This window comes from Stutzerimonas sp. (assembly GCF_982611455.1).
Map to the genome: position 1 here is coordinate 39,095 of NZ_CEXBBO010000009.1, position 17,456 is coordinate 56,550.

Annotated in this window: 12 protein-coding genes; 4 read left to right on the forward strand and 8 right to left on the reverse strand. The window is 60.9% G+C overall.

What is annotated here, in order from left to right:
• Positions 1–6: 6 nt before the first annotated feature.
• From fdhE to AC2LD7_RS07775, 8 genes are all read right to left on the reverse strand, one after another.
• Positions 7–897, reverse strand: a complete 891-nt coding sequence (gene fdhE, locus AC2LD7_RS07740) for a formate dehydrogenase accessory protein FdhE (protein WP_484597264.1) — start codon at positions 895–897, stop codon at positions 7–9.
• 47 nt (positions 898–944) lie between these two features.
• A complete protein-coding gene (locus AC2LD7_RS07745) occupies positions 945–1,634 on the reverse strand; it encodes a formate dehydrogenase subunit gamma (RefSeq protein WP_484597180.1) in 690 nt (229 codons plus the stop codon).
• The gene (gene fdxH, locus AC2LD7_RS07750; RefSeq protein WP_484597181.1) at positions 1,631–2,566 is read right to left on the reverse strand and encodes a formate dehydrogenase subunit beta; all 936 of its coding nucleotides are present in this window, start codon (positions 2,564–2,566) and stop codon (positions 1,631–1,633) included. The genes AC2LD7_RS07745 and fdxH overlap by 4 nt, the downstream gene beginning before the upstream one ends.
• Entirely contained in the window at positions 2,566–5,640 is a 3,075-nt protein-coding gene (fdnG, locus tag AC2LD7_RS07755) for a formate dehydrogenase-N subunit alpha (RefSeq protein ID WP_484597265.1), read from the reverse strand. Before fdnG ends, fdxH begins: the two co-directional genes overlap by 1 nt.
• 161 nt (positions 5,641–5,801) lie before the next feature.
• A complete protein-coding gene (gene ligD / locus AC2LD7_RS07760) occupies positions 5,802–6,719 on the reverse strand; it encodes a non-homologous end-joining DNA ligase (RefSeq protein WP_484597182.1) in 918 nt (305 codons plus the stop codon).
• Positions 6,720–6,737: 18 nt separating this feature from the next.
• Positions 6,738–7,742 carry a non-homologous end joining protein Ku gene (gene ku, locus AC2LD7_RS07765; protein ID WP_484597183.1) on the reverse strand — a complete coding sequence of 335 codons (1,005 nt, stop codon included), beginning with the start codon at positions 7,740–7,742 and terminating at the stop codon, positions 6,738–6,740.
• Positions 7,743–7,777: 35 nt separating this feature from the next.
• A complete protein-coding gene (locus AC2LD7_RS07770; protein WP_484597184.1) occupies positions 7,778–8,635 on the reverse strand; it encodes an SDR family oxidoreductase in 858 nt (285 codons plus the stop codon).
• 102 nt (positions 8,636–8,737) lie between these two features.
• A complete protein-coding gene (locus tag AC2LD7_RS07775) occupies positions 8,738–9,754 on the reverse strand; it encodes a zinc-dependent alcohol dehydrogenase family protein (protein ID WP_484597185.1) in 1,017 nt (338 codons plus the stop codon).
• Between the two features lie 418 nt (positions 9,755–10,172).
• On the opposite strand from AC2LD7_RS07775, the gene AC2LD7_RS07780 reads away from it, so the two are divergent.
• From AC2LD7_RS07780 to AC2LD7_RS07795, 4 genes are all read left to right on the forward strand, one after another.
• The gene (locus AC2LD7_RS07780; RefSeq protein WP_484597186.1) at positions 10,173–11,090 is read left to right on the forward strand and encodes a LysR family transcriptional regulator; all 918 of its coding nucleotides are present in this window, start codon (positions 10,173–10,175) and stop codon (positions 11,088–11,090) included.
• Positions 11,091–11,353: 263 nt separating this feature from the next.
• The gene (gene mexE / locus AC2LD7_RS07785; RefSeq protein ID WP_484597187.1) at positions 11,354–12,589 is read left to right on the forward strand and encodes a multidrug efflux RND transporter periplasmic adaptor subunit MexE; all 1,236 of its coding nucleotides are present in this window, start codon (positions 11,354–11,356) and stop codon (positions 12,587–12,589) included.
• 113 nt (positions 12,590–12,702) lie between these two features.
• Positions 12,703–15,891 (forward strand): efflux RND transporter permease subunit, encoded by a 3,189-nt coding sequence (locus AC2LD7_RS07790; RefSeq protein WP_484597188.1) that lies wholly within the window; start codon positions 12,703–12,705, stop codon positions 15,889–15,891.
• 123 nt (positions 15,892–16,014) lie between these two features.
• On the forward strand, positions 16,015–17,418 hold the full coding sequence (locus AC2LD7_RS07795) for an efflux transporter outer membrane subunit (RefSeq protein ID WP_484597189.1): 1,404 nt from the start codon (positions 16,015–16,017) through the stop codon (positions 17,416–17,418).
• The last annotated feature ends 38 nt before the right edge of the window (positions 17,419–17,456 follow it).

Sequence of the window (17,456 nt, forward strand, 5' to 3'; positions counted from 1 at the left end):
CGGTGATCAGCCTCCGGCGATAAGCAAGGGGTTGTAGCCGCTGCGCCCGTATACGCCCTGCTCGGCCAGTAGTAAATCCAGCGCCAGACTGGCGAGGTCGTCGGCAACCGGGTCGGCACGCCCATGCAGTTCGCGTTGCATGACCTTCAGGTAGCTATGGCATTCATTGCAGGCTTCCGCCTGGACCGGCAGGAACGGCTTGCCTTGCTCATCATCGAGCGTCAGATAGATCAGCTTGCCGCCGCTATCGCAAACGCTGCATTTGATGCGCTCCAGGTGCCATTCGGTCGCGCACAGCGAGCAATGCAGGTAACGCACACCACTGCGATGACGCTCGTTGTGAATGACACTGGCCACAGGTAACGCGCCGCAGCTTGGACAGAGCGCCTGCGCCTCGCCGGTGGGCCGCGCCGGCGCGTTGGGCAATCCGATCGCCAGACGCATCCAGGCCACCTGCAGCGCCGCCGCTACGAGCGGAAGCAAGGCACGCGTCGCATGATTGCCGGGGCGCACCTCGAATATGTCGTCGGCGAGTTCGTCAAGCTGCTCAGCGGACATCTCGCGCAGCGCGGCGAGCAAGTGTCGCTGACGCTCGCCCACGTGCAATTCCATCGCGTCGAGGATGGCGAGCAGATCGTCTTGCCAGTGCACATCACGTCGCAACGCCTGGAAACCCAGCGGCGGCATGCCGTGCTTCAACGCCTGATCGAACGCATCCGCCGCCGGTCGCCAGTCGGGTTCGCGTTCGGTCAGCACTTGGTGCTGCGCCTGTACCAAGCGCGCCATGAAAGCCAGAAACTCATCCAGCGAGGGTACCTGGACGACGAGTTCCCGCAGCCGGGTCGCCCGTTTACTGAACACCTTGGCGTCTGGCAACACTACGTGAGGCGCCTCCATGATTCCGGAGGGTGCGCTGCCATATGAATGGTTCACTGCGGCTCCTTTCATCGACGACGATCCTGCACTTCGCTGTTGGGTGCGGCGCTTTCGCCATCGGATTTCTTGTTGCGCATGATGTCCTCGTACCAGAGCCCGTGATGGTGCCGCGCCCAGGCGTGGCTAACCCGGCCTTGCGTCATGGCGCGCACCGAGCCTTTGACCCAGATCGCCGAGTAGACATGGATTACCAGCGTGATGATCGCAATGAACGCCGTGATCGCATGAATCATCACGGCCCAGCGCAGGGCCCAGATCGGCATATCGTCGGCGATCCAGGGGCGCCAGAGCACGATGCCGGTGATCAGCAGTACCGGCACTGTGGCGAGGAATATCCAATACACCAGCTTCTGCCCGGCGTTGTTCTTGCCCACCGGCGGCAGGCGCTCGTCGCGGTTGCTGAGTACATCGCCGATCTGCCGCGCCCATTGCACGTCGTGACGCCGGATCAGGTTGTCGCCGAAGAAGCGCACCGCCTGGATGACGAAAAACAACGACATGAACACGCCGATATACGGATGCACGATTCGCGTCGGCTCCGGGCCCCCGAACAGCGAGGTCAGCCCGAAGAACGCCGGATAGAACAGCGCGAGGCCGCTCAGTGTCAGCAACACGAAGCAGATGGCAATGAGCCAATGATTGACCCGCGTCCACCAGCCATAACGCAGGATGCCGTGCTTGACGTTGGAATGGCTCATAACCGGTCCTCCCCGCGACGGTCGAGTTCCCGATCCGCTGCCGCCAGCTCTGGATCGGGATCGTCCTCGGGTTCTTCCTTAGGCCCTTTCATCACGTAATGGAAGAATCCGGCGAGCACCGACACGCCAAGCGCCACGGACATGATCGGCTTGGTTACGCCCTTCCACAGCTCGACGGTCGGGCTGATATGCGGATCACGTGGCAGCCCGCTGTAGATCTCCGGCTTGTCCGCATGTTGCAGCACATACACCACATGGGTGCCACCAACACCGGACGGATCGTAGATGCCGGCGTTCTCGTAGCCGCGCCCCTGGAGATGCTGAACTCGATGGGCGCCGTAATCGAGCATGTCCTCCTTGGTGCCGAACATGATGGCCGAAGTCGGGCAGCTCTTCACGCAGGCGGGCTCAAGCCCGTGGAACACCCGATCGGAACACAGGGTGCATTTGTAGGCTTTGTTGTCCTTCTTCGAGATCCGCGGAATATCGAAGGGACACCCAGCGACGCAGTATCCACAGCCAATGCAATGCTCCGAGTTGAAGTCGACGATGCCGTTGGCGTACTGCACGATGGCACCGGGCGATGGGCACGCCTTGAGGCAGCCAGGCTCGGCGCAGTGCATGCAATTGTCCTTGCGGATCAGCCACTCCAGCCCACCCTCCTCGTTTTCATACTCCGAAAATCGCATGACTTCGAAGGACTCCGGCGAGAGATCCTGCGGGTTGTTGTACGTGCCGTCGCATTCACCGACTTCGTCACGCAGGTCGTTCCATTCCGAGCATGCCACTTGGCAGGCCTTGCAACCGATACAGACGGAGACATCGATCAGCTTGGTGACCTTTTCCACGCCGCCATGGCGCACCTGCGGCGAGGGCGTGGTGGTCGCCGAGCGGGCGATGATGTTTTGCAGATTGATCTGGTCACCACGCATCAGACGGCTCCTCCAATTTTCTCCACGTTCACCAGAAACGACTTGAACTCCGGCGTCTGCGTATTTCCGTCACCCACGAACGGCGTGAGGGTGTTGGTCAGGTGTGCCTTCTTGGCCACGCCTTTGAAGCCCCAGTGAATGGGGATGCCGATCTGATGCACGGTACGCCCGTCGACCTGTAGCGGGACCAGCCGCTTAGTCACCACCGCAACAGCGGTGATGAAACCGCGCTTGGACGTCACCCGTACTCGTTCACCGGCCGCAATGCCCAACTCCCCGGCGAGCACTTCGCTCATTTCGATGAACTTCTCCGGCTGGGCAATCGCATTGAGCCGCGCGTGCGTCGTCCAGTAATGGAAATGCTCGGTTAAGCGATAAGTCGTCGCCGCATAGGGAAAGTCCTTGTTGGAACCAAACGAATCGCGATCCTGCTCGAACACACGAACGATCGGATTGTTCATTGCCAATGGATTGTCCGGACTCATCGGGTTGCGATCGATGGGACTTTCCATCGGCTCGTAATGCTCAGGGAACGGCCCCTCGTTCATCCATTCCGAAGCGAAGAAATGCCCGGTTCCGGTCTGGGTGATGATGAACGGTTTGACACCCTGAGACGGCGGCGATGTCAGCGGGAAATCCGGCACGTCCGCGCCCGTCCAGCGCTCGCCATTCCACCAGACGAACGCCTTGTTGGGTGCCCATGGCGTGCCGTCTGGCCGTGCAGACGCACGGTTATAGAGCAATCGCCGGTTCATGGGCCAAGCCCAAGCCCATCCCAGCGTGTTGCCGACATTGTAAGGATCGGAGTTGTCGCGCCTGGCCATCATGTTGCCTTCTTCGGTCCAGGCGCCGGAATAGATCCAGCAACCGCAAGCGGTCGAACCGTCAGCACGGAGCTCGCTGAAATCCTTAAGCAACTCGCCTTTGCGGCGAATTACATTACCCGCTTCATCGGCGAGGTCTGCCAACGCCCTACCGTTGTATTCCTTGGCCAGCTCTTCGGCCTTCGGGAATTTCGGGTCTTTATAGTTCCAGGTGAGATTCAGAATTGGGTCCGGGAATGCGCCGCCCTCCTCTTGATACATGTGCTTCAACCGCAACATGACCTCGCCGAGAATCTCGGTATCGCTCATCGACTCGCCAGGGCCCGGTGCGGCTTTTTCGTGCCACTGTAACCAGCGCGAACTGTTGGTGATGGACCCGTCGTCCTCGGCGAAGCAGGTGGTCGGTAGGCGAAATACTTCAGTGCCGATCTTCGATGGGTCCACGTCGTGGTATTCGCCGAAGTTCTTCCAGAATTCGCCGGTCTCCACCGTGAGTGGGTCCATGATCACGAAGTACTTGAGCTTCGACAGACCGTCCATGACCTTGGCCTTGTTCGGAAATGCCGCCAGGATGTTGAAGCCTTGGCAGAACGCGCCGGTCATCTTGCCCATGGTCATATCGTTGATGGCATAGAGCACGTCGTAGATCGGTTCGGAGAGCTTTGGCAACCAGTCGTAGCACCAGTCGTTCTCGACTGTCGCGACATCGCCATACCAGTCCTTCATCAGGCTGACGAAGAAGCGTTCGTAGAATTTCCAGTAGGACACCTCGCCTTCGACAAGCGGGGGCTTGATGCGCGTCTTCATGTAATCGGCGTAGGTCTGCAGATTCACCGATGGCAGGTTCAGATAACCCGTCAGCAGGTTTGAAAGCAGGCCGATGTCGGTCAGACCCTGAATATTGGAATGTCCGCGCAGCGCGTTCACACCGCCGCCGGGCATGCCCATGTTGCCGAGCAGCAGCTGCACCATCGCACCGCAACGGATGATCTGCGAACCGATGGTGTGCTGCGTCCAACCCAGCGCGTAAAGGATGGTCATGGTCTTGTCGGGCGCAGAGGTCTGCGCCATCAGATCCCACAACTCCTGCACCTTGGCCTTGGGCATGCCGCAGATGTTTTCCACCTGTTCGATGGTGTAACGGCTGTAATGCTCGCGCATCAACTGGAACACGCAGCGAGGATGCTCAAGGCTCGGATCGGACCGAGCGAAACCGCGCTCGTCCAGCTCGAAATTCCAGGTTTCGCGGTCGTAGGTCTTGTCTTCGGGGTTGTAGCCGGTAAACAACCCTTCCTCGAAGCCAAAGCCTTCTCTGACGATCAGACTGGCATCGGTGTATTCCCGAACGTATTCATGAGCGTAACGGTCGGACTCGATCAGGTAGTTGATGAAACCACCCAGAAACACGATATCCGTGCCGGTCCGGAGCCAGGCGTGATAGTCCGCCACCGCCGTGGTGCGATTGAAGCGCGGGTCGATGGAAATCAGGATCGCATTGCTGCGCTCTTTGGCATGCATGACCCAGCGGAAGCCCACGGGATGCGCTTCGGCAGAATTGCCGCCCATGGACAGAATGACGTTAGCGTTGGCAATGTCGACCCAGTGGTTCGTCATGGCACCGCGACCAAATGTTGGGGCAAGACCTGCCACCGTTGGTCCGTGTCAGACGCGCGCCTGGTTGTCGATCTTCAGGATGCCGAGTGCGCGGGTAATCTTCTGCGTGAGATAGGCCGTCTCGTTGGTACAGGCCGAAGCCGCCACCATCGAAGTGGTCATCCAGCGGTTGACCAGCCGCCCCTGCTCGTCATGGGTTTCGAAATTCTTGTCGCGGTCGTCCTTCATGTGCCGCGCGATGCGCGTGAACGCCTCATTCCAGCTGATGCGCTTCCATTCGTTGGTGAAAGGCTCGCGCACTTCCGGGTATTTGACTCGAGACTCGCTGTTGATGAAGTCCAGCACGCCTGCGCCCCTTGGGCACAGCGAGCCGCGGCTGACCGGATGATCCGGATCGCCTTCGACGTGGTAGATATCGTCGATGACGTTGGCGGCGCCATCACCGCGGGAGTAAAGCAACATGCCGCAGCCTACCGAGCAGTAGGTGCAGATATTGCGGGCGATCTTTGCGCCGGTCAGTTTGAAGTGACGAATCGACGCGACGGCTTCATCAGGCGCAAACCCCATCATGGCCATGCTCGATGCGCCTACACCTGCCGCACCGAACTTCAGGAACTGTCGCCGGGATACTCGCACGGTCATCGGTATCTCCTGTTACTTGTTATGTCTGCCCATCTGACAAATCGACTTCAGCCGCTCTACGATGGTTCCTGCAGAGGGACAGACGGGCCGGCGGGTGTTCGCTACGCAGTGCAAGGCTAGCTGGAGATCGGGGTTTAGAAAGGTCACCTGTCGCGTCAGTGACCGGTGAGGTCTTTCAGCAACCGTGCCGAGATCGATTGCCTGGTCGATGCACAGTCGAACCAAGGATCCTTGCGTTGGGAGCCCAGCCGCTCGTGCAGGTTGAGGATGTTCCACTGATCCGCCCCAGTAATTTGCTCCAGTTCTTCGCGCATGATCGGTACCGAGACCGGCAGGCCAGGCCGAGCACGAACCGAATAAGCCGCCACCGTGCTGGCGCCACGTTGATTGCGCAGGTAGTCGACGAAAATCTTGCCGACGCGATTCTTCGGTCCCATCTTCGCGGCGATCCGTTCCGGTGCCTCGGTTGCCAGACGTAGCGTCACGCCGCGAGCGAATTCGTTGATGCAATCCCAGCTCTTGCGACGATCGATCGGCACCACCACGTGCATGCCGCGTCCGCCGCTGGTCTTCAGAAACGCCTTGAGCCCCAGTTCGCCAAGCAGGTCCAGCGTCATGCAGGTCGCTTCAATCATCCGCGACCATGGCAGTTCTGGGTCCGGGTCGAGATCGAACACGATTCGATCCGGCCGGTCGATACGATCGCTGCGCGCATTCCAGGTATGGAATTCCACGGTGCCCATTTGTACCGCTTCGACCACTGCCGTAATGCTGTCCGCCTGGATGAGGCGCGCATGTTCCGGGTCGAGGGATTTATCCAGCACGCGCATGTGCGGCATCTTCAGACGACCGCAATGGCGTTGAAAAAAGCTTTCGCCGCCTACGCCTTCGGGAGCGCGAACGATGGAGAGCGGTCGATTGGCCAGGTGCGGCGTTAGCCAATCGCCTACCGCCAGATAGTACTGAGCGAGCTGCAACTTGGTGGCGCCACTGCGCGTATCGATCACCCGCTGCGGGCTACTGATGCCGATGCCGCCTACATCGGGGCGGCTCTTGTCAGAGGTTTCAGGCACGCGGAACTCCCGTCGAAGTCAGCTGGCTTTCTTGTTGCTCGATTTCGTTGCGGTGCTCTTGCGAGCAGTGGTCGTCTTGCTGCTGGACGCTTTGCTAGCCGTCGACTTGGCAGCAGGCTTGGCCTTGCTGCTGCTAGCGGCGGTTTTGCTTGCCGTTCGCTTGGGTGGCGCAGCCTCTTCGGCGTCGTCGGAATCGTCGATTTCCTCCTGAGGCGCCGCCTTTTTCGCCGAGGGTTTTCCCGCCAGGCTGCGCTTGAGCAGCTCGGTCAGGTCGATGACATCGGCGCTGCGGCGATCGACCGCTTCCTCCGGTCCGCCCACGGCTTCGAGCTTGCCTTCGCGGGCCTTGGTTTCCACCAGATCCATGATCTGGTCCTGGAAGGTGTCCTTGTACTGGTCGGGGTTCCAGTCTTCGCTCATGTCCTCGACCAGTCGCTTGGCCATGTCCAGCTCGCGCGGGTTGAGGTCGGCATTGAGCGCTTCGTCCTTCATCTCGAGGTATTCCAGCCCGCGCACTTCCTCAGCCCAACGGAGCGTATTCATCACCAGCGCCTTGCCCAGCGGCATGACTACCGCCAGGTGCTGCTTGTTTCTCAGCACTACGTTGGCGATACCCACCTTGCCGGTCTGGATCAGCGTCTCGCGCAACAGCGCATAAACCTTTTCACCCCGGCGGTCGGGCGTCAGGTAGTAAGGCGTGTCGATATAGAGAAACGATATGTCCTTGGCATCGACGAAGGCGACGATATCCACGGTCTGCGTCGCCTTCGGGTGCGCCGCCTTGATCTCGTCGTCGCTGATCACGACGTAATTGCCCTTCTCGTATTCGACGCCCTTGACGATATTTTCGCTGTCGATGTCTTCGCCGGTGGTCTTGTTGATGCGCTTGTAGCCGACCCGGTCCATGCTGCGCTTGTCCAGCCAATCGAAATCGATGCCCGTGCGGGTGGTGGCGGGGACCAACGCAACGGGGATATGAACCAGGCCAAAACTGACGGCACCCTTCCAGATCGTGCGAGGCATATCGTTCCTCCTATGGCGTAGCTATAAGCCGCGGCTTAGCCGTTGACCACCGAGCCGCCGTTGACGTGAATCACCTGGCCGCTGATGTATGACGAATCGCTGCTGGCGAGGTAGACATAGGCCGGGGCCACTTCCTCCGGCTGGCCGGGACGCTTCATCGGCACGTTGGCGCCGAATTTCTCGACCTTGTCCGCATCGAAGGTGGACGGAATCAGCGGCGTCCAGATCGGTCCTGGCGCGACGCCGTTCACGCGGATGCCGCGCTCGGCCAGGTTCATCGACAGCGAGCGGGTAAACGCCGTGATGGCGCCCTTGGTCGCCGAATAATCAAGCAATTGTGGGCTGCCCTTGTAAGCCGTCACGGATGTCGTATTGATGATGGATGCACCCTCTTTAAGGTGCGGCAGCGCGGCCTTGGTCATCTGGAACATGCCGAAGATATTGGTGCGGAAGGTCTTCTCCCACTGCTCTTCGCTGATGTCTTCCAGGCCTTTCTGCGGATGCTGTTCGGCCGCGTTATTGACCAGAATGTCGAGCTTGCCGAACTTGGCCCGCGTCTCGTCGACAACCTTGCGGCAGACTTCGCGATCGGCCACATCGCCGGCGAAGGTCAGGCACTGGCGGCCTTGCTCTTCGACCACGCGGCGGGTTTCGTCAGCGTCCTGGTGTTGATCGAGATAGAGAATCGCCACATCGGCGCCTTCGCGAGCGAACAACACCGCCACCGAGCGGCCAATACCGCTGTCGCCGCCGGTGATGATTGCAACCTTGCCCTGCAGTTTGCCGGCCGCCTTGTAGTCTTCGCCCTTGAACTCCGGGCGCGGATTCATCAAGCCTTCTTTGCCGGGTTCGGGTTGTTCCTGTGGCGGTAGGGTCTGGTTTTCGTCAGCCATGTAGATTTCCTCCGTCAAGGTGAATTACCTGTCTTCGGAGGACTTGAACGGCGACGGAAAAGTTTCTGGGAAGCGATGAGAGGCCCCTGCGCGGGGCCTGTGTCATTTAACGTCGAGCACGACCCGCCCGCGCGGAATACCGCTTTCGACGTACTGGTGTGCGGCGACCACCTCATCGAACGGGAACACTTTGTCGACTTGGGGGGTGATCAGCCGGTCGGCGGTGAGCTGGTTGATATGCAACAGCGCGCGCTGAACCGCGTCACGGTTCTGTTCGATGCCCATTTCCGGCTGGCCGGTGAAATCGCACAAGCAATGAAGGAAAAACTTGAAGTTCTTCTTGAACGCCGCACATGCCGGAAAGGCTGTCTCGTTGCCGCCATTGAGTCCGTAGAGGATCAGCTTGCCGCGCGGCGCGATGACATCGCCCAAAAGCTTCATCTGAGACCCACCACAGGCGTCGAGCACCACTTCGACGCCCGCGCCAGCCGTGATTTTCTGCAAGCGGCCAACCAGATCTTCCTCTTCGGTGACGATCACCGTTTCGGCGCCCAGCTCACGTAGGAAGTCGCGGTCATCGGCGGTTTCACAGGTGGCGATAACCCGCGCTCCCAATGCCTTCGCCACCTGCACTGCCGTGGGGCCGGTGCAATGGCGAGCCTGGGTCACCAGGACATATTGCCCAGGTTCGAGCTGCGCCAACTCAATCAGCGCAAAGTAGGCCACCAGCGCCGGCGTGTAATGAACAGCGGCTTCGACCGGACTGAGCATGTCCGGATAGTGAACGAGCGAGGTGTGCGGAAGCAGCACATGTTCACCGTAGAGCGGGTACTGATTGAGGTCATGACCTGGAAAGCTCGCCACCCGATCACCCACCGTGAAACCGTCCACCTCCTCGCCGACAGCCAGTATTTCACCGGCGATCTCGCTGCCAAGCCCCGCCGGAATCCGTGCATGGCGTGGCGCGAGATCTTGCCGCCAAAGCACGTCGTTCCAGCTGATGCCAATAGCGCGCACGCCGATAAGCACTTCGCCGGGCCCCGGACGCGGCACGTCCTGCTGCTCGTAGCGCAGAACTTCGGCAGGGCCGAACTGATGGAAACGGATGATGCGGGACATTGAAAGACCCCTCGATTACTACTGTGTTAGTGACTCTATCTGCACCATCGACACAACTCCAGCCGCGTTTCCTGCATTCCGCTCGATAGTCGCCATGCGCCGGAATGATGATGCTATGTATGTAAGGCTGCATACAAACTGCAGGTTTGTGTGATTGCAAAGCGGAAATGGACACGCCGACGTCACGCCGATCTGTCTAGAATGCAGCCGCAACCCTAAAGTCCTGATCTGAAATTCGGTCAAGAGCTGAATTTGTTACGTCGGGCAGGCGCTGCGACGAGTCATAGCAGGGCTATGGTGATGAGCGGCAACGCAGTCCGGCAGCAATACGCAACGGCAGGCTGAATGGCCAACAATTTGATACAGGGCGCTAGAGCTCAGCCACGCCCTTTGTCTGAACTCAGTTTGAAGTGATGGCATGAATCGCAACGACCTTCGCCGCGTAGATCTGAACCTGCTGATCGTCTTCGAAACGCTTATGCACGAGCGCAGCGTGACGCGAGCGGCTGAAAAGCTATTTCTCGGCCAGCCGGCGATCAGTGCCGCACTGGCGCGCCTGCGCACGCTATTCGACGATCCGCTGTTCGTGCGCACCGGCCGCAGCATGGAACCGACGGCTCGCGCGCAGGAAATCGCCGGCCTGCTCTCGCCAGCGCTGGACTCGATCTCCACTGCGGTCAGCCGCGCCTCAACCTTCGACCCAGCCACCAGCGAATTGGTATTTCGCATTGGCCTGACCGATGAGGTCGAGTTCGCCTTGCTGCCACAGCTGCTCCGACGCATACGCGCCGAGGCCCCGGGCGTGGTGCTGGTGGTACGCCGCGCCAACTATCTACTGATGCCGGGCCTGCTGGCGTCCGGAGAAATTTCGGTGGGCGTCTGCTACACCCTGGAGCTGCCAGCCAATGCCAAGCGCAAGATCTTGCGCCGGCCGAAGCCCATGCTGCTGCGCGCCGATACCATTCCCGGTCGCATGAGTATGGAAGATTACTGTTCACGCCCGCATGCCATGGTCTCCTTTGCCGGCGACCTGAACGGCTACATCGATGAGGAACTGGCGTTGCACGGCTGCAAGCGCAAAGTGGTACTGGCCGTGCCACAGTTCAATGGCCTGTCGAGCCTGCTGGCCGGTACCGATCTGGTAGCCACCGTGCCCGACTACGCCGCTGCGGCCTTGGCAGCCAACGGCGGCGTTCGTGCAGAACCCCTGCCCTTCGAGACCAGCCAAGACTTCGAGCTGTCCATGGCCTGGCGCGGCGCTCAGGACAACGACCCCGCCGAACGCTGGCTGCGCTCGCGGATACAGATGTTCGTCGGTGATCCCGACAGCCTTTGATTGCCGCGTTTCTGGGGGTGGCTCAGGCGGTGCTCTGCTCGCTGTGGTGGGCTGAAGCGGAACGCCGCCCGGCCCAACCCTACAGGCTCGGCATCACACATGTAGGGTGGGCTTCAGCCCACCAGAACTCATCCCCTTCCATCAATGAAACAGTCGGCAACATCATCGCGAGTGATATTCACATTCGCCTCGTTCGATTTCTGCATTGAGAGGCCGCCCCGCACACTCCCGCCATCGATAAAAACCGAGTTGCGGAGTCAAGCATGGAACGTTCACTCAAGGCCCTTCGTCTTCCCCTGATTGCGGCATCGGCGGTACTCGTCGCCGCCTGCGGCAAGGCACCGGAAGCCACCCAATCTGCAATGCCTGCTCCGGCTGTCAGCGTTGCTGAAGTCATCGAGCAGCAGGTCACCGAATGGGACGAGCTCACCGGGCGTCTGGAGGCGCCGGAGTCGGTTGATATCCGCCCGCGGGTTTCCGGCTTCATCGACAAGGTCGCGTTCGAGGAAGGCGCGCTGGTGAAAAAAGGCGATCTGTTGTTTCAGATCGACCCACGCCCGTTCGAGGCTCAGGTGAAGCGTCTGCAGGCCGAACTGCAACAGGCACGCGCCACGCAACAGCGAACCGCCAGTGAAGCCCAGCGCGGCGAGCGGCTACGGGCCAGTAATGCTATTTCCGCTGAACTGGCCGACGCTCGCGTCAGCGCCGCCAGCGAGGCGAAATCCGCGGTTGCGGCGATCCAGGCGCAACTGGACGCAGCCAAGCTGGACCTCAGCTTCACTCGCGTTACCGCGCCGATCAATGGTCGCGCGGGTCGCGCCATGATCACCGCCGGCAACCTGGTCAACGCTGGCGAGGCGCTGCTCACTACGCTGGTTTCTACCGACAAGGTCTACGCCTACTTCGAGGCGGATGAACGTACCTACCTGAAGTACCGTGAGCTGGCCCGCGATGGCACACGCGGTGAAGCAACGCCCGTCTACCTAGGGCTTTCCAGCGAAGACGGCCATCCGCACCTCGGCCATATGGACTTCATCGACAATCAGGTCGACCCACGCACCGGCACCATCCGCGGGCGCGCCGTGTTCGATAACCGCGACGGCCGCTTCACGCCCGGTCTCTATGCACGACTGAAACTTGTCGGCAGCGCCACCTACGAGGCGGTGCTGATCAAAGACGTCGCCGTGGGCACCGACCTGGGCAAGAAATTCGTGCTGGTGCTTGGCGAGGACGGCAAGGTGAATTACCGCTCCATCGAGTTGGGGCCGAAGCTGGAAGGGCTGCGTATCGTCCGCAACGGTCTTAACGAAGGCGAGACCATCGTCGTGAACGGCCTGCAGCGTGTCCGTCCGGGTAACGCGGTTGAGCCGCAAACCGTGCCGATGGCAGACGCCGATACCCTCGCCGCGCTCAAGGAGCAACACCGCGCCATCACGGCGGCGTTCAAGACCGAGGTGGTCGACCGCAGCGTGGCAGTGGCACGACGTCCCAGCAGTTAAACAGATAGCAGCTGAGCTAACACCTCAGCCAGTCGACCGAGCGCTCAGCGCACATCAAGAACAATCGATTCCGTCAGGGTGCGTCATGCGCACCCTCTCCCCCGGAGTGCGTCATGAATTTCTCTCAATTCTTCATTCAGCGGCCGATTTTCGCGGCGGTGTTGTCGCTGATCATTCTGATCGGTGGCGCCATCTCGCTGTTCCAGCTACCGATTAGCGAATACCCGGAAGTGGTTCCACCTACCGTCGTGGTGCGCGCCAACTTCCCCGGCGCCAACCCCAAGGTGATTGGCGAAACCGTCGCCTCGCCGTTGGAACAGGCCATCACTGGCGTCGAGAGCATGCTTTATATGTCGTCCCAGGCCACCGCCGACGGCAAGCTGACCCTGACCATCACCTTCGCGCTCGGCACGGATCTGGACAATGCCCAAGTGCAGGTACAGAACCGCGTGACACGTACCATGCCGACCCTGCCCACCGAGGTGCAGCGCCTCGGCGTGACGGTCGACAAGGCCTCGCCGGATCTGACCATGGTGGTGCACCTGACCTCGCCGGATGAGCGCTACGACATGCTCTATCTGTCCAACTACGCCGCGCTCAACGTCAAGGACGAGCTGGCGCGGTTGGACGGCATCGGTGACGTGCAGCTGTTTGGCATGGGTAATTACTCGTTGCGTGTCTGGCTGGACCCGAACAAGGTCGCCTCGCGCAACCTCACCGCGTCCGATGTGGTCAACGCAATCCGCGAGCAGAACCGCCAGGTTGCGGCTGGTTCGCTTGGCGCACCGCCTGCCCCGGGTGCGACGGATTTCCAGCTGTCGATCAATACTCAGGGCCGGCTGGTCACTGAGGAGGAATTCGAGAACATCATCATTCGCGCTGGCGAAGACGGCTCGATCACTCGCCTCAGGGATATCGCGCGCATCGAACTGGGCTCCAGCCAGTACGCGCTGCGGTCGCTGCTGAACAACCAGCCGGCCGTTGCCATCCCGGTATTCCAGCGCCCCGGCTCCAATGCCATCGAGATCTCCGATTCGGTGCGCGCCCGCATGGCCGAGCTGAAAAAGGATTTCCCCGAAGGCGTGGATTACGAAATCGTCTACGACCCGACCATTTTCGTGCGCGGTTCCATCGAGGCGGTGGTGCACACCCTGCTCGAAGCCATCGTGCTGGTGGTACTGGTGGTGATCCTGTTCCTGCAGACCTGGCGCGCCTCGATCATCCCGCTGGCTGCCGTACCGGTTTCGCTGATCGGCACCTTCGCCGTGATGCACATGCTCGGCTTCTCGCTCAATGCGCTGTCGCTGTTCGGCCTGGTGCTGGCAATCGGTATCGTGGTGGACGATGCAATCGTCGTGGTGGAAAACGTCGAACGTAATATCGGGCTTGGCAAGTCGCCGGTCGAAGCCACCAAGCAAGCGATGAAGGAAGTGACCGGGCCCATCATCGCCACCGCCCTGGTGCTCTGCGCGGTGTTCATCCCGACTGCGTTCATTTCGGGTCTCACCGGGCAGTTCTATCAACAGTTCGCCCTGACCATCGCGATCTCCACGGTTATCTCGGCGTTCAACTCGCTGACCCTGTCGCCCGCGCTGGCGGCGGTGCTGCTGCGCGCCCACGACGCACCGAAAGATGGTTTCTCGCGCCTGCTGGACAAACTGTTCGGCGGCTGGCTGTTCGCGCCCTTCAACCGCGTATTCGATCGCGCCAGCCACGGTTATGTCGGCGCGGTGAAGCGCATCCTGCGCGGTAGCGGTATCGCCCTGGTGGTGTATGTGGGCCTGGTGGGCCTCGGTTACATGGGCTTTGCCAGCACGCCGACCGGTTTCGTGCCGCCGCAAGACAAGCAGTATCTGGTCGCCTTTGCGCAATTGCCTGATGCCGCCACGCTGGATCGTACCGAAGACGTGATCAAGAAGATGTCGGAAATCGCCGGTAAGCATGCCGGTGTGGAGAACACCATTGCCTTCCCTGGGCTGTCGATTAACGGCTTCACCAACAGCCCGAACAGCGGCATCGTCTTCGTTGCCCTGAAAGACTTCGACCAGCGTAAGGACGAGAGCATGTCCGCCGGGGCCATTGCCGCTGAGCTTAACGGTCAGTTCGCGGGTATCCAGGAAGCCTATCTCGCGATCTTCCCGCCGCCGCCGGTACAGGGGCTAGGCACCATTGGCGGATTCCGCGTGCAGGTTCAGGACCGCGGCAATCTCGGCTACGAGGAACTGTACAAGCAGGTGCAGAACATCATCGCCAAGAGCGCCGACTATCCGGAGCTGGCCGGGCTGTTTACCAGTTATCAGGTCAACGTGCCGCAAATCGATGCCGACATCGATCGTGAAAAGGCCAAGACCCATGGCGTGCCGATCGACCAGATTTTCGACACCATGCAGGTTTACCTCGGCTCGCTGTATGCGAACGACTTCAACCGCTTCGGGCGCACCTATCAGGTCAATGTTCAGGCCGAACAGAAGTTTCGTCTGACGCCCGAGCAGATCGGCCAACTGAAGGTACGCAACGACCATGGCGAAATGGTCCCGCTGTCGACCTTCGTCAAGGTCAGCGACAGCGCAGGTCCCGATCGCGTGATGCACTACAACGGCTTCCTCACCGCTGAAATAAACGGTGCGGCGGCGCCGGGCTACAGCTCCGGTCAAGCCGAGGACGCCATGGAGCGGCTGCTCCAGGCCGAGCTGCCGAACGGCATGAGCTACGAATGGACCGAGCTGACCTTTCAGCAAATTCTGGCCGGCAACACCGCAATGTTCGTCTTCCCGCTCTGCGTCCTGCTGGCGTTCCTGGTGCTGGCGGCGCAATACGAGAGCTGGAGCCTGCCGCTGGCGGTGATCCTGATCGTGCCGATGACGCTGCTTTCGGCCATCACTGGGGTGATTCTGTCCGGTGGCGATAACAACGTGTTCACTCAGATCGGCCTGATCGTGCTGGTGGGATTGGCGTGCAAGAACGCCATCCTCATCGTCGAGTTCGCCAAGGACAAGCAAGAGGAAGGCATGGACCGGCTGGCCGCGGTACTCGAAGCCTGCCGCCTCCGGCTGCGCCCGATTTTGATGACCAGCTTCGCCTTCATCATGGGCGTGGTGCCGCTGGTGCTGTCCAGCGGCGCCGGTGCCGAGATGCGGCATGCCATGGGTGTCGCGGTGTTCAGCGGGATGCTCGGGGTAACGTTCTTCGGGCTGCTGCTGACCCCGGTGTTCTATCTACTGATTCGCGCTTTCGTCGAAAAGCGCGAGGAGAAAAAGGCTGTATTCAACAGACTGCGTGGAAACGTAGCGAGCGAAGGTTAAGCAAGGCAAAAACAGGCGAGGAAGCGGAGTTTACGAATTGTAAATGAGCATTCCGAGCCTGTTTTTAACGCGGCATAACCGAGAGCAGTAGTTTCCACACAATCTGTCAAAGGAGATCCATGTATGAAGGTTTTAATCACCACCCCGCTCCTGCTAGCCGCGATATTGACGCTCAGCGCCTGTGCAGTGGGGCCTGATTACCGCACGCCTGAAACAGCTTCGGCACAAATCGATCGGGCCACCGCAGAAGATTTCGACCGCTCGCGGTTCGAGTCCGCCTGGTGGCGCCAGTTCGAAGACCCGACGCTGGATGCGCTGGTTGGTCAGGCGCTGGCGGAAAACCGTGAGCTGCGCATCGCCTTCGCCAGGCTACGTGCGGCACGCTCGATCCGTGACGATGCCGCCAATGATCGCTTGCCCACCGTGACTGCTGGCGCCACCGCCGAATATGGCAAAGCCCAGCAGCCGGGTTTCAGCGAAGAACGCAGCAACATCGAGCGCTACGACCTGGGTCTGGACATGGCCTGGGAATTGGATCTGTTCGGGCGCATCCAGCGGCGTATCGAAGCCAGCGAAGCGCAGACGGAAGCCGCCGAAGCCGAGCTCTATCAGTTGCAGGTGAGCCTGATCGCCGAACTGGTAGATGCCTATGGACAGCTTCGCGGCGCTCAGCTGCGTGAACGCATTGCTCGCGAGAACCTGGACAACCAGCGCGACTCGCATCAGCTGACCGAACAGCTGCGCGACGCCGGCATGGGAAGCGAGCTCGATGTCCTGCGCGCCGATGCCCGTTTGGCTGCCACCGAGGCCAGCTTGCCGCAATTTCAAGCGGCCCAAAGCCGTGCTCGCAATCGCATCGCCACTCTGCTCGGCCAGCGCGCCGATCAGTTAAGCGTCGACCTGTCGCCACGCGAACTGCCGGCGATTGCCAAAGCGTTGCCGATTGGCGACCCCGGCGAACTGCTGCGTCGTCGTCCGGATATCCGCGCGGCGGAGCGCCAGTTGGCTGCAGCCACTGCCAATGTCGGCGTCGCGACGGCGGATCTGTTCCCGCGGGTGAGCCTGTCCGGCTTCCTCGGCTTCGTCGCCGGGCGCGGTTCGCAGATTGGTTCCAGTGCTGCGCAGGCCTGGGGAGCCGCGCCGAGCATCAGTTGGGCGGCGTTCGACATGGGCAGTGTGCGCGCCAGATTGCGCGGTGCCGAAGCCGATGCCGAGGGTGTGCTGGCCAGCTACGAGCAGCAGGTATTGCTCGCGCTGGAGGAATCGGAAAACGCTTTCAGCGACTACGCCCGTGCCCAGGAGCGGTTGTTGTCGCTCCTACGCCAGTCCAGCGCGAGCCGCGCGGCAGCGCAACAGGCCGAGATCCGCTATCGCGAAGGAACGGTGGACTTCCTTGTGCTACTGGATGCCGAGCGTGAACGGCTCGCAGCCGAAGACGCCCAGGCCCAGGCTGAAGTCGAGGTTTATCGCGGTGTCGTCGCACTCTACAAGGCGCTCGGTGGTGGTTGGCAGCTGGCCAGCAGCTAACGGCAACGCTCTGCGTCGCCGGTTTGCGGCGCAGAGCG

Coding starts and splice junctions, on each gene's coding strand:
- fdhE (WP_484597264.1), bottom strand. CDS start 897: ATGGAGGCGCCTCACGTAGTGTTGCCAGACGCCAAGGTGTTCAGTAAA.
- AC2LD7_RS07745 (WP_484597180.1), bottom strand. CDS start 1,634: ATGAGCCATTCCAACGTCAAGCACGGCATCCTGCGTTATGGCTGGTGG.
- fdxH (WP_484597181.1), bottom strand. CDS start 2,566: ATGCGTGGTGACCAGATCAATCTGCAAAACATCATCGCCCGCTCGGCG.
- ku (WP_484597183.1), bottom strand. CDS start 7,742: ATGCCTCGCACGATCTGGAAGGGTGCCGTCAGTTTTGGCCTGGTTCAT.
- AC2LD7_RS07770 (WP_484597184.1), bottom strand. CDS start 8,635: ATGGCTGACGAAAACCAGACCCTACCGCCACAGGAACAACCCGAACCC.
- AC2LD7_RS07775 (WP_484597185.1), bottom strand. CDS start 9,754: ATGTCCCGCATCATCCGTTTCCATCAGTTCGGCCCTGCCGAAGTTCTG.
- AC2LD7_RS07780 (WP_484597186.1), top strand. CDS start 10,173: ATGAATCGCAACGACCTTCGCCGCGTAGATCTGAACCTGCTGATCGTC.
- mexE (WP_484597187.1), top strand. CDS start 11,354: ATGGAACGTTCACTCAAGGCCCTTCGTCTTCCCCTGATTGCGGCATCG.
- AC2LD7_RS07790 (WP_484597188.1), top strand. CDS start 12,703: ATGAATTTCTCTCAATTCTTCATTCAGCGGCCGATTTTCGCGGCGGTG.
- AC2LD7_RS07795 (WP_484597189.1), top strand. CDS start 16,015: ATGAAGGTTTTAATCACCACCCCGCTCCTGCTAGCCGCGATATTGACG.